Origin of the sequence: Novosphingobium clariflavum, from assembly GCF_026420865.1 — a bacterium.
Lineage (GTDB): Bacteria > Pseudomonadota > Alphaproteobacteria > Sphingomonadales > Sphingomonadaceae > Novosphingobium > Novosphingobium clariflavum.
In genome coordinates, this window is sequence record NZ_JAPCWC010000001.1 from 505,069 (window position 1) to 519,832 (window position 14,764).

A 14,764-nucleotide genomic window follows, 5' to 3' on the forward strand; every position below is an offset into this window, starting at 1 on the left:
TTGTCCATAGCGATAGCAGGTCTGCCCCGCCATTCCACGGTGTGGACAAATTGTCATGCCGGTGCCGCATCCGGCCGCCCGGCGATGTCCAATGCCTAGCCTAGACGCTCGTCGATTAAACCTATATGTGGGATGCAATATTATAATTTGGATCGAAACAATCCAGCTCCCGGAGGATGTACGAGATGGCGGCACCGATCCGCACGTTTGCGCCCCTGCTCGGCCTTGTGGCCATCCTGCCCATCCTCCCGCAAGCCGCAAGTGCACAGCCCGCCCTCGCGCGTGAGGCCGGTGAGCGCAGCCCGGCGGAGCGCCTGGATCGCGGCGCGGTCGCCGTTCCGGCCCAGACCTCCGGCATCCTCGTGGACTGGCGCCTGCTTGCCAGCGATCCGAAAGATGCGCGTTTCCGCGTGCTGCGCGACGGCAAGCCGGTCCATGTCACCCGCCCCGGCGCCGCGACGGCGTTCGTGGATGGGAAAGGCACACCGCAAAGTGCTTATGCGGTGGAGCGCATCGGCGATCGTGCCGGTCCGCAGCCTGCGATGTCGTGGCCCGGGGGTTACCTCTCGATCCCGCTGGTCCCGCCCGCCGACGGCGTGACACCGGCGGGCGAAGCCTATTCCTACACCGCCAACGATGCCGGCGCGGGCGATCTCGACGGCGACGGGCAGTACGAGATCGTGCTCAAGTGGGACCCCACCAACAGCCACGACAATGCCCACACCGGCTATACCGGCCAGGTCTTCCTCGATGCATACAAGCTTGACGGCACTAGGCTCTGGCGCATCGACCTTGGGCGCAACATCCGCGCGGGCGCCCACTATACGCAGTTCCTCGTCTTCGATTTCGACGGCGACGGCCGCGCCGAAGTCGCGATGAAGACCGCCGATGGCACGGTCGACGGCACCGGCAAGGTGATCGGCGATCCCGCCGCGGACTGGCGCAGCCGCGGCGGCGAAGTGCCGCAGCAGGACCGCACCGGCGCCAAGGTCCTCGCCGACGGCACCAAGGTCGCCCCGATGCAGGGACGCATCGTCGCGGGGCCGGAGTACCTCACCGTCTTCGAGGGCCTGACCGGCAAGGCGCTCGCCACCGCGCCGTACGATCCGCCGCGCTATCCCGGCGGCAATCCCACGCCCGAGCAACTCGCCGCCGCATGGGGCGACGGCTATGCCAATCGCTCCGACCGCTATCTCGCCGGGGTCGCCTACCTCGACGGGCGCTTGCCCAGCATGGTCTTCGGACGCGGCTACTACGCCCGCACCGCCGTCGCGGCGTGGGACTGGCGCGGCGGCAAGCTGACCGAGCGGTGGCTGTTCGACAGTTCCAGCCCCGGCAACGGCGACTATGCCGGTCGCGGCAACCACCAGCTATCGGTCGCCGATGTCGACGGCGATGGCCGTGACGAGGTGATCTACGGCTCGATGGCGCTCGATGACGACGGCAAGGGCCTGTGGACCCGGCCGCTGTTCCACGGCGACACGATACATGTGGGCGACCTCGATCCCGCGCGCCCGGGCCTCGAAAAGTTCGGCGTCTTCGAGGATATTCGCCAGAACGGAGGCCTGGGCTCTGCCCTGCTCGACGCGCGCAGCGGCGAAGTCCTATGGTCGAAATCCGCACAGGAGGACACCGGGCGCGGCCTCTCCGCCGATATCGACCCGCGCCATTACGGCGAGGAATTCTGGGCCGCCAATTCGGATCGCCTGTTCGACGTCAAGGGCCAGCCGATCGGCCCGCGCCCGCGCCAAACCAATTTCGCGATCTGGTGGGACGGCGATCTGCTGCGCGAATTGCTGGACGGAACGACGATCTCCAAGTGGGACTGGCAGCGCGGCGTCGCGACGCCGCTGCTGGCCCCGGAAGGCCTCTCCGCGAACAACGGCACCAAGGCGACGCCCACGCTCCAGGTCGACCTTGTCGGCGACTGGCGCGAGGAAGTGATCTGGCGCCGCGCCGACAACCGGGAACTGCGCATCTACACCACGCCCTACCCGACCGCGCATCGTTTCATCACGCTGATGCAGGACCCGGTCTACCGCGCGGGCGTGGCCTGGCAGAACACCGCCTACAACCAGCCGCCGCACACCGGCTTCTACCTCGGCGCGCCGCCATCCGGCGGCCAGTGAAGCTGACCGCCGCGGCACGGGCCGCGCCCGGATCATCGGGCTGGTGCCGCCATCAAAATGCCCTTCCGGGCATTTTTCGGACAGACCCTCAGCGGGGAAAAAACGGGCCGGTGCTTCCCCGCAGCACCAGTTCATGCGCGAGCCTGATCTGGTAGTCCGTCCCGGCCGCACTTCCCTCGCGGCGAAAACGCGGGTCGGCCAGGATGTCCACCGCCGCCTTGGCCATCTCCGCCTTGGGTTGCCGCACGGTCGTGATCTGCGGCCAGGCGGTGCGCGACGAGGGGGCATCGTCGAATCCGCAGACCGAGAGGCGCTCGGGCACCGGGATTGCGCATTTCATCGCCGCGATCAGGACTCCCAGCGCCATGTCGTCGTTCGCGGCAAAGATCGCGCTCGGCGGCTCGGGCAGCGTCACCAGGCTTTCGCCAAGCTCCATCCCCGCGCGCGAGGTGAAATCGCCGCGCACGACCAGCCGCTCGTCGACCGCGACCCCCGCCCCGGCCATCGCCGCCCGAAACCCCTCCTCGCGCCGCGCCGAGGCACTGTGCGTCACCGGCCCCTGGATGAACGCGATGGCACGGTGCCCCAGGCCCAGCAGGTGCTCCGTCATCTCCCGCGCCGCGAGGCGGTCGTCCATGCGCACCGTCCCCACCCCGGGCGGCGCCGCGCTCGGCGCCACCAGCACGGTCGGCACGGCCGCCTCGGCAAAGATCGCCATCAATTCCGGATCGTCGCAGATCGGCGGCGCCACGATCGCGCCGTCCAGCCGCAGCGCCGCGATGGCGGAGCGCACGTCGTCCGCCCAGCCCCGGGCGGACAGTTCGACCGGCTCCACCACCAGGTGATAGCTGCGCAAACGGCAGCCGATCAGCGCCCCGTGCTGGATGTCGGCCGCATACCCCGACACCGGATCGTCGATGAACAGCCCGAGCAGATAGGACCGCGAACTCGACAGGCTGCGGGCAAAGGCGTTGGGACGATAGTCCAGTTCGGCGACCACCCGCTGCACCGCCTCGCGCAGTTCCGCGCGCACGTGGGCCTCGCCATTGATGACACGCGACACCGTCTTGGCCGAGACACCGGCGCGGGCCGCGACATCCTTGATCGTGACAACACTCATGCCGACATCTTTCCTGGCCGCAGGCACATCCCTGCCCGCAGGCACATCACCGCAAACAGCGCGACCCCGGCATAGCAGAGCGCGGGCAGCAGCAAGGCCGGAAGAAGGCCGATGGCATCCGCCGCCGCCCCGGTCAACAACGGCACGACCGCGCCTCCCACCACGGCCATGCACAGCCACATCGACGCGAGCGGCGCGTCGGCCGCGTCGGCGGGCATCGCCAGGGCATAGATCGTGGGATACATGATCGCGTTGCACAGGCCGATGGCGATGAGCGCCGCAGCCCCCGCCGCGCCGGGAAGTCCTGCCGCCGCCGCCGCCAGAACACCCGCCGCCACCGCCGCAACGAGCAGCAGCCGCGCCTCGGCAATCCGCGTCATCAGCCAGGCTCCGGCAAAACGCCCGGCCATGGCGCCCGCCCAGTAGAAGCTGACCAGCCGCCCGGCGCTCACCGGCGACAGGCCCAGCCGTTCGGGCAGCATCAGCACGTTGGTCATCAGCGTGCCGATCGTCACTTCCGCGCCAACGTAGACGAAGATGGCAAAGATGCCCCAGCATAGCCGCCGGTCCCGCAGCACCGCAAGGATCCGCCGCCCGCCGCCGCGCGGGAAGCGGCTGTTGGCCCCAGCCCCAGCCCCAGCCCCAGACCCTGCCCCGCCGCCCTCTCGCGCCAGCAAGCGGCGATGACGCAGGTAGACCGCCGCGAGAACCGCCAGAACCGCGCCGGTCGCCACGAACGGCAAGGCCGCGGCCGTGTCCAGCCCCTCTCCCCGGTGAGCCTCGGCGAGCAGAAACGGCGCGCTCACCAGCGGGCCGAGCACCGTTCCCAGCGCGTTGAAGCCTTGCAGCAGATTGAGCCGGAACGCAGAGCGGCGCGACGGCCCGATCACGGTGACGACGGTGTTCGACGCGATCTGCAACACCGTCTGCCCCGAGGACAGCAGCAACAGGGCACCAAGAATGAGCGCGAAGTCCCGCAGGCCCTGCGCCGCCGCCAATGCCAGGCACCCCGCCGCCATCACCGCCAGCCCCGAGGCGATCGCCCGCATGTAGCCGATTCGCACGACGGCGAGCGCGGCGGGCAGCGCAAAGAGCAGGTAGCTGGCATGAAACGCGAACTGGACCAGCAGCACCTTGCCGTAATCCAGCGCCAGAACCGACTTGAGCTGCGGCACCAGCAGGCTGACCGAGGCGCTCAGGAAACCGCCGATGAAGAACACCCCGACCGACAGCGCCAGCAGCCGCCGGACCACGGTTTCCCCGGGGTCCGAGGCCATCGCCGGGATCGTGCTGGAAGAGGCGGCACAGGGCATCGTGCAGACCTATGGCACCGCTCCAGAGATGGCAAATCGCAAGATCGATAAAATCGACACGGCGAACCGCCAAACTGACAACGATGTCAGAATGACGGTTGACATCGTTGTCAGGATCGGGTCATTGCAGCCTCACAAAGTAGAAACACATTGGGAGGATTTCATGACGAGGCACGATCTCGTCGCGGGCACGGCGCTCGCGGCTTGTCTTTTTTCCGCATCCGCAGCGCAGGCACAGGAGGCAGCCGCACCGCAGGCCGCTGCGCCGGTGACCGTATCGGACGGCGACATCATCGTCACCGCCACGCGCCGCGAAACCACCCTGCAGTCGACGCCGATCGCCATCTCCGCCTTCAGCCAGGACACCCTGACCAAGAACGGCGTGAAGGACGTGACCGATCTTGCGCGTTTCGTGCCCTCGCTCCAGTTCAATCAGCAGGGCGACCAGTCGGCCGTGCTGCTGACGCTGCGCGGCATCGGCAATGACAGCGCCTATACCGAAGTGGCCGACCCCGAAGTCGCCATCTATGTCGACGGCATCTATGCGCCGCGTTCGCAGGGCGCCTCGGTGCTGATGTACGACATGGAGCGCGTCGAAGTCCTGCGCGGTCCGCAAGGCACGCTGTTCGGCCGCAACGCCATCGTCGGCGCGCTCAGCCTGATCTCGGCCAAGCCCAAGCTGGGCGTGTTCGAAGGCAATGTCGAAGTCACCGCCGGCAATTACGACCGGTTCGGCGTGCGCGGCGCGATCAACATCCCCGTGACGGATACGCTGGCCTTCCGCGTCGCCTTCGTCAGCGACCGGCATGACGGTTATGCCGACTATCAGCCCGCCCCCGATGTGGCCGGCATCAACAAGTCGGCCTTCGTCACCTCCGGCAAGAAGTACTATGCCGCCGATCAGCGCTCGGGCCGCGTCTCGATGCTCTGGCAGCCGAGCGAACGCTTCAGCTGGAACCTTTCGGGCGAAGCCTTCTGGGACGATGGCGCCCCGGTGATCGGCCTGCTCCAGACGCCGCGCGCAGGCACCAAGCGGTGGTCCACGCTCAGCGATACGGCGCCCGATACCGACCGCTATTCGGTGGCGGCGCGCAGCACCATGAATTACGACATCACCGATGGCATCCAGCTCAGCTACATCGCCGGCTGGTCGCGCATCGGCGGCAGCACCCGCACCGATGCCGATGCCGGCGCCCTGCCGCCCACCGGCGACGTGGACGCCAGCGGCAACGACCTGCCGCTCGGCGCCTTCAACGAGAACGCCACGGTCTGGTCGCGCTACGACTTCCAGAGCCACGAGCTCCAGCTCAAGTCCTCGGGCGACAATGCCATCGACTGGATCCTGGGCGCCTACTACAGCCACGAAAAGAACAAGATCCGCTTCGACATCGACCAGCGCAACGGCTACCGCGACGGCACCTTCAGCTGGGCGGGCAGCTTCATCCAGGCCAATCGCCAGATCGACAGCCGCGCCGCCTTCGGTCAGGCCGTGTGGCACGCCGCCGACTGGCTGCGCGTGACCGGCGGCCTGCGCTACACCTCGGACAAGAAGAAGGACGTCGGCGGCCGCAACGTCATGTTCGACCATTGCCCTGACACCCTGCCGGCGGATGCCTGCCAGGGCGGCATCTTCGGTGCCTATCCCGATGCGACCGCGGCCGAGCTGGTCGACCTGCTGCCCGGCTACGCGATCTCCAGCAACGACGTGAAGGGCAAGTGGAACAAGCTGACCTACCTTGCCCGCGTCGATGCCGACATCGCCGCCGACACGCTGGGCTACGCCAGCATCTCGACCGGCTTCAAGTCGGGCAACATCCAGGACAATGCGGGCCTCACCGATCCCGAAACGCTGACCAACTACGAAGTCGGCCTCAAGACCCGCATGTTCGACCGCCGCCTGACGCTGAACCTGGCCGCCTACTATTCCGACTTCAAGGGATACCAGGTGAACCAGGCGGTCACCTTCCGCGACGATGACGGCAACGTCATCCGCAGCCAGATGATCACCCAGAACGCCAAGGGCGCGAAGGCTTACGGGCTGGAAGCGGAAATGAGCGCGGCGTTGTCCGACAACGACCGCCTGAACGTCTCCGCCACCCTGCAGAAGACCAGGCTGGAGGATCTCGAAAGCGTCGACGGCCGCCTCTACGACGGCAGCAAGCAGTCCTCGATCGTGCAGCTCCAGGGCAACGAACTGGCCCATGCCCCGCGCTTCTCGGCAACCGCAAGCTACGAGCATGACTTCGTGCTGGCGAGCGGCGCCCGGATCACCCCGCGCGTCACCACCCACTACGAGACCCGCAGCTGGCTGAGCTACTTCAACGGCGATGCCAATCCCTTCGTGAATGCCAACGATCCGGACGACAACATGCCCGATCGCGGCACCAACGGCACCTCGTGGGACAAGCAGAAGGCCTATTTCCGCTCCGACGCCTCGATCCGCTTCACCACGGCGGACGAGAAGTATGCGGTCGAGGCTTTCGTGCAGAACATCGAGAACGGGCACATCCGTACCGGTGCCGGCGCCTTCGGTGCGCCGCGTTACGATCCGGTGTTCCTCTCGAACCTGCAGCCGCCGCGGACCTGGGGCCTGCGCGCCCGCGCCAGCTTCTGACCGGCCGCTGAAAGGACAGGACCATGACGCGCGACTATCCCTCTTCCGGTCGCGTCGTCATCCTGGGCGGCGGCACGGCCGGATGGCTTGCCGCCGCCTACCTTTCCCGCACGCTGGGCATGCGCGACGTCGTGCTGGTGGAATCCAGCCAAATCGGCATCATCGGCGTGGGCGAGGGCACGTTTCCCACCATCCGCACCACGCTGGCGGGCCTCGGCATCGGCGAGGCGGAATTCCTCACCCGCGCCGATGCCACCTTCAAGCAGGGCGTGCTGTTCGAAGGCTGGGCCACGGGTGCCGACAGCTACTTCCACCCCTTCAACATGCCGGTGGGCGGCGAGGACGAGGCGCTGCTGCCGCACTGGATCGCCGCCGCCGACCCCGCCCGCCCTTCATGGGCCGACGCGGTGACCGTGCAGGAACGGCTGATCCGCGCGGGCCGCGGGCCCAAGCGGCCCGGCGATCCCGATTTCTCGGGGCCGATGAACTACGCGTACCACTTCGACGCGGCCCGCTTTGCCGACTATCTGCGCGACATTTCCATCGCCGCCGGCGTCACCCGGATCGAGGGCACGGTGGCAACCACCGAACGCGCGCCCGATGGCGACATCGCGGCGCTGATGCTGACGGACGGCCGCCGCGTCGCGGGCGGATTCTTCCTCGATTGCTCCGGCTTTTCCGCCCTGCTCATCGGCAAGACACTGGGGGCCGGCCTCACCTCCTGCGCGGACTACCTGTTCAACGACCGGGCACTGGCCCTGCAACTGCCCTACGATTGCCCCGACGCCCCGGTGCGCCCCTATACGCTGGCCACCGCGCAGGACGCGGGCTGGACCTGGGACATCGGCCTCAGCGAGCGGCGCGGCATCGGCTATGTCTACTCCAGCCGTCATTGTTCGGACGAGGACGCCGAGGCGACCTTGCGCCGCTACCTCGGCCCCCAAGGCGCCGCCCTCGCTCCGCGCGCGCTTCGTTTCGAGACCGGCTACCGCGAAACCCAGTGGATCGGCAACTGCGTGGCCCTGGGCCTGTCCGCCGGGTTCTTCGAGCCGCTGGAATCGACCGGGATCATGCTGATCGAGGCCGCGCTGAAGATGATCGGCGACTTCCTCGTGCCCGCGGACCGGAGCGCCCGGGAGGCCGCCGCCCGCAGCTTCAACCGGCTCATGACCGGCCGTTTCGAGCGGATCGTGCACTTCCTCAAGCTTCACTACTGCATCACCCGCCGCACCGACACCGCCTACTGGCGCGACAATGCCGATCCCGCCTCGATCCCGCAGGACCTGCAGGACATGCTCGCGCAGTGGCGCCGCCGCCCGCCCTCGCGGTTCGATTTTGTCGTCGACCTCGAGACCTTCCTGCCGCCAAGCTACCACTACATCCTCTACGGCATGGGTTTCGAGACCCGGCTTGCGGCGGGCGAGCGCCGTTATCCCGGTGCCCGCGAGGCCCATGAGGCGTTCGCCCGGGTCCGGGCCGCGCAGACCGGCGCGCTGGGCGCCCTGCCCGACCACCGCAGCCTGCTGAACCACTATCACGCCCGCATGGGCACCGCTCCAGCCAAGGTTTCCCGATGACCGTGAAGATTGCCGCCCTGCTGACCGCCCTCACCCTCGGTACCGGCCTCAGCGCCCCCGTGCAGGCCCAGGCCCCCGTGCAGGCCCCCGTCCCGACGCAGACCGCCTCCAGCCAATCGGCGGAAGCCCGCGCCGATGCGCTGGTCAGGGGCATGACGCTGGACGAGAAGCTGCAACTGATCCACGGCTTCTTCCCGCCTCTGGCCAAACCCGTGCCGCCGATCGCGATGATCCCTTCTGCCGGGCACATTCCCGGCATCCCCCGTCTCGGCATCCCGACCCTGCGCGAGAGTGACGCCAGCCTCGGCGTCGCCAACCAGATCGAGCAGCGCAAGGGCGACGTCGCCACCGCCCTGCCCGCCAGCATCGCCACCGCCGCCACCTTCAACCCCCACCTCGCCTACGAAGGCGGCGCGATGATCGGGGCGGAAGCGCGCGCCAAGACCTTCAACGTGCTGCTGGCAGGCGGCGTCAACCTCACCCGCGATCCCTGGAACGGGCGCAATTTCGAATATCTCGGCGAAGACCCGCTGCTCGCGGGCATCATGGTGGGCGCCCATATCAAGGGCGTACAGAGCAACCACATCGTCTCCACCATCAAGCATTTCGCGCTCAATTCGCAGGAGACCGGCCGCACCGTACTGGATGCCCGCATCGATCCGGCGGCGCTGCGCGAAAGCGACCTGCTGGCCTTCGAGATCGGCATCGAGTGCGGCCAGCCCGGCTCGGTCATGTGCGCCTACAACAAGGTCAACGGCGATTACGCCTGCGAGAACGACTGGCTGCTGAACCGCGTGCTGAAGCGGGACTGGGGCTACAAGGGCTGGGTCATGTCCGACTGGGGCGCGGTCCATTCCACCGAGAAGGCCGCGATCAACGGGCTGGACCAGGATTCCGGGCAGGAACTGGACGACCGCATGTTCTTCGACGCCCGCTTCGCCGAAGCGGTGAAGGCCGGCCGCATTCCGATGACCCGGCTTGACGACATGGTCCGGCGCATCCTGTTCGGGGTCATCGACAGCGGCCTGATGGACAACCCCGTGCCGGAAACCGCGCAGCCGATCGACTATGCCGCCCATGCCGAGGTTGCCCAGCGCGCCGCCGAGGAAGGCATCGTGCTGCTGCGCAACCAAGGCGACCTGCTGCCGCTGGCGCGCACCGCGAAACGGATCGTGCTGATCGGTGCCCATGCCGACGTCGGCGTGCTGTCCGGCGGCGGCTCGTCGCAGGTCCGCTCGGTCGGCGGCGCACCGGTGGAGATCCCGCTCACCAAAGGCGCCGCCGCCTCCTTCGCGCGGATCACCTGGCACGCCTCCTCGCCGCTCAAGGCCATCAAGGCGCTCGCCCCCGGTGCCGCGGTGACCTATGTCGACGGCAGCGATCCCAAGGCCGCGGCGCAGGCGGCGCGCGGCGCGGACATCGCCGTGGTCTTCGCCTGGGCCTGGCGCACCGAAGCGCAGGACCCCGAAAGCATGGCCCTGCCGGACAACCAGGATGGATTGATCGAGGCGGTCGCCGCCGCCAACCGCAAGACGCTGGTGGTACTGGAAACCGGCGGCCCGGTGCCGATGCCCTGGCTAAGCCGCGTGCCTGCGGTCCTGCTGGCCTGGTATCCCGGCCAGCGCGGCGGCGAAGCGATCGCCAATATCCTGTTCGGCAAAGTCGATCCCTCCGGCCGCCTGCCGATCACCTTCCCCGCCAGTCCCGCGCAGGCGCCCCGCCCCGAGCCGCTCGGCCTTGCCGAACTGCGCGCCGCCGACGCACGCCGGGATGCCGGTGACAAGACCGTCTACGGCATGAGCGGCGGCGTCGCGCCCTTCTCGGTCGACTACGGCGAGGGCGCCGATGTCGGCTATCGCTGGTATGCGGCGCGGAACCGGAAACCGCTGTTCCCGTTCGGCTTCGGCCTCACCTATACCCGTTTCGGCTATGCCAATCTCAAGGTCACCGACGGCGCCGGGCTCACGGTCGAATTCGATGTCACCAACAGCGGCCAGCGCGAAGGCGCCGACGTGCCGCAACTCTATGTCGAGGCGGCCAGTGCCGCCGGCACCCGCGCCTACCGCCTTGCCGGTTTCGAGAAAGTCCGGCTGGCCCCGGGCGAAACCCGCCACGTGACGATGACGGTCGATCCGCGCGTCATCGCCCGCTTCCAGCGCGCCGGCGACGGCACCGAAAGCTGGAGCGTGGATGCCGGGGCCTATCCGCTGCGGATCGGTCATTTCGCCGGCGATGCCGCGCTGACCGCGACCGCCCGCCTCGATGCCCGAAGCGTAAGACCGTAACAGCAACCTGCCTTGCGCTTGACCTGTCGCCGGGTGGTCAAGCGCTCGCGGCGGGCGCGTCTGCCCGGATGCCGCCGAGCGCCACATATTTCATCTCGAGGTACTCCTCGATGCCGACCGCCGCCCCCTCGCGCCCGAGGCCGGAGGCCTTGACGCCGCCGAACGGCGCGACTTCGGTGGAGATCAGCCCCTCGTTGACGCCGACCATGCCGAACTCCAGCCCTTCCACCACGCGGAAGATGCGCCCCATGTCGTGCGCGCAGACATAGGCGGCAAGGCCGAAGGGCGTGTCGTTGGCCAGCGCCACCGCCTCCTCCTCCGACGTGAACCGGAAGAGCGGGGCGACCGGACCGAAGGTTTCCTCGGCAAATATCGCCGCCTCACGCGGCACGTCTTTCAGCACCGTCGGCGCGAAGAACGTGCCGCCCAGCGCATGACGATGCCCGCCGCAAGCAAGCTGCGCGCCGCGTGCCAGAGCGTCGCCGACATGTTCCTCCACTTTGGCAACCGCCGCCGCGTCGATCAGCGGGCCGATCGCGCTGCCGGGCACGGTTCCGGGGGCAACGACGAGCCTGGCGGTCTCGGCGGCCAGCCGCTCGGCAAAGGCGTCGTAGATGCCGTCCTGCACGAGAAACCGGTTGGCGCCGATGCAGGACTGGCCGCTGTTGCGGAACTTCGCGATCATCGCCGCAGCCACCGCCGCCTCGAGATCGGCATCGTCGAACACGATGAACGGCGCATTGCCGCCCAGTTCCATGCTGGTCCGCTTGATGCCCGGCGCGCACTGCGCCAGCAGCAGCGCGCCGATCTCGGTCGACCCGGTGAACGAGAGCTTGCGCACCGCCGGATTGGCCGTCAGTTCGCCGCCGATCGCCCCGGCCGCCCCGGTGACGACATTGCAGACCCCGGCCGGCAGCCCCGCGCGCTCGGCCAGCACGCCGAGCGCCAGCGCGGTCAGCGGCGTCTGGCTCGCGGGCTTGATCACCCCGGTGCAGCCCGCCGCCCAGCCGGGCGCGGCCTTGCGGGTGATCATGGCCGCCGGGAAATTCCAGGGCGTGATCGCGGCAAAGACCCCGACCGGCGCCTTCTGCACCAGGATCCGGCGCCCTTCGAGGTTCTGCGGGATGATCTCGCCATCCACGCGCTTGGCTTCCTCGGCGAACCATTCGGCAAAGCTCGCGGCGTACAGCACCTCGCCGCGCGCCTCAGTCAGCGGCTTGCCCTGCTCCGAAGTGATGAGCAGCGCGAGATCGTCGATATGGCGCAGCATCAGGTCATGGAAGCGGCGCAGGATGGCGCCGCGCTCCCTGGCCAGCATCGCCCGCCATGCGGGCAAGGCCTGCTCTGCCGCTGCCACCGCGCGCCGGGTTTCCGCCGCCCCGGCTTTCGGGACACGGGCGATAAGCGCGCCATTGGCGGGATTGCGGACATCGATGGTCTCGCCGCTGTCGGCGGGCAGCCAGGCGCCGCCGATCAGCATCGCCTGGCGCAGCAGATCGGGATCAGCCAGGGGCAAGGTTTCGGGGTGTTCCATGGCGCGTCCTTTCAGGCGGGGTTGCGACCGACGAAAAACAGCGCGTCGGCATCGGGGGTGGGATCGAGCCCGGCCGCTTCCTGGCCGCGCCGCAGCGCCGCCATGTCGCGCTGGTAGACCCGGCCGGTGGGATGGCGCAGCGGGCCGCCGTTGTAGCCCTGCAGCCAGCCCTCGTACTTCCACAACAAGCGGTTGATCAGGCCGCCTCCGGCCTGCGGCACGCTGGCGAACGCCTTGCGGGCAGGATCGATGCGGTGAAATTCCGCCGTCGCCTCGTCGAAGCGGCGCTCGCGAATCATGGCGAACACGCGCGGCAGGACCGGCCCGAAGAAGGCCGAGAAATTGGTACCGCAGAAGGGCACGTCGATCAGCTGGGCGAGCGGGATGAATTCGTGCTCCATCGGGAAGGAGATCACCACCTCGTCATGAAAGGCGCGGTGCACCTCGATCGGTCCCATGATATGCGGCATGCCGCCCTCGGCCTTGATCGCCACGACATTGGGGCAATCGTCGACGAGGCGGCGCAGGAGATCGACCGGCATGTCGATCGGGCTGAACCGGCCGAAACCCCAGGTCGGAATCGGGAACAGCATCACGGCAAGGTCGGTCGCATCGCAGAACGCCTTGGTATAGGCGTAGACCTCTTCCAGCGACTGGGGATAGAAGCACGGCGGATAGCCGAGCAGGACGAGCTCCGCGCCCGCCTCCGCCGCAAGCCGCGCGGCGACGATGTTTTCCTCCAGCGTATTGAACACCGCGTGGTGGACCACAAAGATCCGTCCCGCCGCCTGCTCCACCATCACCTCGACGAAACGCCGGTACTCCGCCATCGACATCACCACTTCGGAACAGGCAAGCGCCCCCACGAAGCCGTGCGCGATCGTCGTCTCGACATCGTGGCGGGCAGCCTGTTCGTTGAGGGCGGTGAAATCGCCGGTCACGGTCGGGATCACGACATTGGCGACCCCCAGCATCTTCTCGCGCGCCCAGGCACGGGCTTCGGACTTGGTGTAGACGGGCATGCTGCGAACTCTCCGAAGGTATTAGAGAATAGGGCGATCACTTGCCCTTCGAAACGGGACGGATCGGTGCTGGAATGGTCGAACCGATCCCGAGCTGCCGGGCCCGCGCGGCGCACATCCTGGCCACGGCGAGGTCCTGGATCGCCGCGCCCACCGACTTGTAGAGCATGATCTGGCGGGCATCGCCGCGACCGGGGTGCCGGCCGCCGACCACCTCCGCGAGAGACACCAGCTTTTCGGCAAAGGCCACGCCTTGGCTGCGTGCGGCGATCATGTCGCCGGTGTCATGGGCGACTTCCTCGACCATGTCGGCCACGATGAGGTCGGCGCGCGCGACCGCCTCGGAATCGATCTCGCGCTGCTCGGGCAGCGTCGAACCGATCGAGACAACGGTCATGCCCGGGCGCAGCCAGCGGCCGAGCAGCGTCGGCGTCTCGTCACGCGAACGCGCCGCGCAGATCACGAGATCGCTGGCCGCCACTGCCGCTTCGGCGCTGGCGGCCGCCGTCACCGCGATGCCCTTGTCCGCCATGGCCGCACAGAACGCGGCGCGGCTGGCTTCGCGCGGGCTGAAGACCAGAACCTGCGCAAGCGGTCCTGACTGTGCCAACGCCTCGAGATGGGTCCGCGCCTCGAAGCCGGAGCCGATCACCGCCACGCGCGGCTGCGCCTCGGCAAGCAGCCGCCGCGCGGCCAGGGCCGATGTTGCCGCCGTGCGAAAGCCGGTGATGGCATTGCCGTCGAGCAAGGCATCGAGCGCCATCGTCTGCCCGTCGAACAGCGAAATGAGGTAGGACGCCGCCCCGGCCACGGGCGAAGCGGCGATCAGCTTAGCCCCCATGACCGCCTGCCCCGGCATGACCCCGGTCAGCGAACGCAGCCACACCCCTTCTCCGCGCGCCATTGTCCTCGGCGGAAACCCGGCCTCCGCCAGGGGCGCTGCATAGGCCGCGCCAAGCGCCGCCACCGCCCCGGCCCAATCGAAGACCGCCCTTACCTCGTCATCCGACAGGACCAGGGTCTCGTACACTTCACGCTGCATAATGCCCTCTCCCGGCCGTGCGCCGCATGGCCATGGCCCGCGTCACTTTCGAGTCGAATAATTTCACTATTGATGCGTGTCAATGTGATTATTGATTTGCTATCCTCAGTCATCCGGCATTGTGGTAC

Annotated in this window: 9 protein-coding genes; 4 read left to right on the forward strand and 5 right to left on the reverse strand. The window is 68.3% G+C overall.

Annotated features, from left to right (window positions below; all coding sequences use genetic code 11):
* Window positions 1–185: 185 nt before the first annotated feature.
* Window positions 186–2,129: a rhamnogalacturonan lyase gene (locus OKA11_RS02025; RefSeq protein ID WP_267218560.1), complete on the forward strand. Its 1,944-nt coding sequence runs from the start codon at window positions 186–188 to the stop codon at window positions 2,127–2,129.
* 88 nt (window positions 2,130–2,217) lie between these two features.
* Here the strand turns inward: OKA11_RS02025 and OKA11_RS02030 are convergent, their stop codons facing one another.
* The gene (locus OKA11_RS02030; RefSeq protein ID WP_267218561.1) at window positions 2,218–3,249 is read right to left on the reverse strand and encodes a LacI family DNA-binding transcriptional regulator; all 1,032 of its coding nucleotides are present in this window, start codon (window positions 3,247–3,249) and stop codon (window positions 2,218–2,220) included.
* Complete coding sequence (locus OKA11_RS02035) at window positions 3,246–4,526, reverse strand: MFS transporter (RefSeq protein ID WP_267218562.1); 1,281 nt, start codon at window positions 4,524–4,526, stop codon at window positions 3,246–3,248. Before OKA11_RS02035 ends, OKA11_RS02030 begins: the two co-directional genes overlap by 4 nt.
* A gap of 199 nt (window positions 4,527–4,725) precedes the next feature.
* On the opposite strand from OKA11_RS02035, the gene OKA11_RS02040 reads away from it, so the two are divergent.
* The 3 genes from OKA11_RS02040 to OKA11_RS02050 are packed head-to-tail and all read left to right on the forward strand — an operon-like array spanning window position 4,726 to window position 11,038.
* The gene (locus OKA11_RS02040) at window positions 4,726–7,176 is read left to right on the forward strand and encodes a TonB-dependent receptor (RefSeq protein ID WP_267218563.1); all 2,451 of its coding nucleotides are present in this window, start codon (window positions 4,726–4,728) and stop codon (window positions 7,174–7,176) included.
* 23 nt (window positions 7,177–7,199) lie between these two features.
* Complete coding sequence (locus OKA11_RS02045) at window positions 7,200–8,753, forward strand: tryptophan halogenase family protein (protein WP_267218564.1); 1,554 nt, start codon at window positions 7,200–7,202, stop codon at window positions 8,751–8,753.
* Window positions 8,750–11,038, forward strand: a complete 2,289-nt coding sequence (locus tag OKA11_RS02050) for a beta-glucosidase family protein (RefSeq protein ID WP_267218565.1) — start codon at window positions 8,750–8,752, stop codon at window positions 11,036–11,038. The genes OKA11_RS02045 and OKA11_RS02050 overlap by 4 nt, the downstream gene beginning before the upstream one ends.
* A 37-nt stretch (window positions 11,039–11,075) precedes the next feature.
* On the opposite strand, the gene OKA11_RS02055 is transcribed toward OKA11_RS02050, so the two are convergent.
* From OKA11_RS02055 to OKA11_RS02065, 3 genes are read right to left on the reverse strand one after another with little or no spacing between them, the layout of a single operon-like run.
* A complete protein-coding gene (locus OKA11_RS02055) occupies window positions 11,076–12,572 on the reverse strand; it encodes an NAD-dependent succinate-semialdehyde dehydrogenase (RefSeq protein ID WP_267218566.1) in 1,497 nt (498 codons plus the stop codon).
* Window positions 12,573–12,583: 11 nt separating this feature from the next.
* Window positions 12,584–13,594 (reverse strand): dihydrodipicolinate synthase family protein, encoded by a 1,011-nt coding sequence (locus OKA11_RS02060; protein ID WP_267218567.1) that lies wholly within the window; start codon window positions 13,592–13,594, stop codon window positions 12,584–12,586.
* Window positions 13,595–13,631: 37 nt separating this feature from the next.
* Window positions 13,632–14,636, reverse strand: coding sequence for an ornithine cyclodeaminase family protein (locus OKA11_RS02065; RefSeq protein WP_267218568.1), 1,005 nt, complete (start codon window positions 14,634–14,636; stop codon window positions 13,632–13,634).
* Window positions 14,637–14,764: the final 128 nt, after the last annotated feature.

Excerpts from the sequence above, each read along its gene's own strand:
- OKA11_RS02025 (WP_267218560.1), top strand. The coding sequence starts at position 186 with ATGGCGGCACCGATCCGCACGTTTGCGCCCCTGCTCGGCCTTGTGGCC.
- OKA11_RS02030 (WP_267218561.1), bottom strand. The coding sequence starts at position 3,249 with ATGAGTGTTGTCACGATCAAGGATGTCGCGGCCCGCGCCGGTGTCTCG.
- OKA11_RS02035 (WP_267218562.1), bottom strand. The coding sequence starts at position 4,526 with ATGGCCTCGGACCCCGGGGAAACCGTGGTCCGGCGGCTGCTGGCGCTG.
- OKA11_RS02040 (WP_267218563.1), top strand. The coding sequence starts at position 4,726 with ATGACGAGGCACGATCTCGTCGCGGGCACGGCGCTCGCGGCTTGTCTT.
- OKA11_RS02045 (WP_267218564.1), top strand. The coding sequence starts at position 7,200 with ATGACGCGCGACTATCCCTCTTCCGGTCGCGTCGTCATCCTGGGCGGC.
- OKA11_RS02050 (WP_267218565.1), top strand. The coding sequence starts at position 8,750 with ATGACCGTGAAGATTGCCGCCCTGCTGACCGCCCTCACCCTCGGTACC.
- OKA11_RS02055 (WP_267218566.1), bottom strand. The coding sequence starts at position 12,572 with ATGGAACACCCCGAAACCTTGCCCCTGGCTGATCCCGATCTGCTGCGC.
- OKA11_RS02060 (WP_267218567.1), bottom strand. The coding sequence starts at position 13,594 with ATGCCCGTCTACACCAAGTCCGAAGCCCGTGCCTGGGCGCGCGAGAAG.
- OKA11_RS02065 (WP_267218568.1), bottom strand. The coding sequence starts at position 14,636 with ATGCAGCGTGAAGTGTACGAGACCCTGGTCCTGTCGGATGACGAGGTA.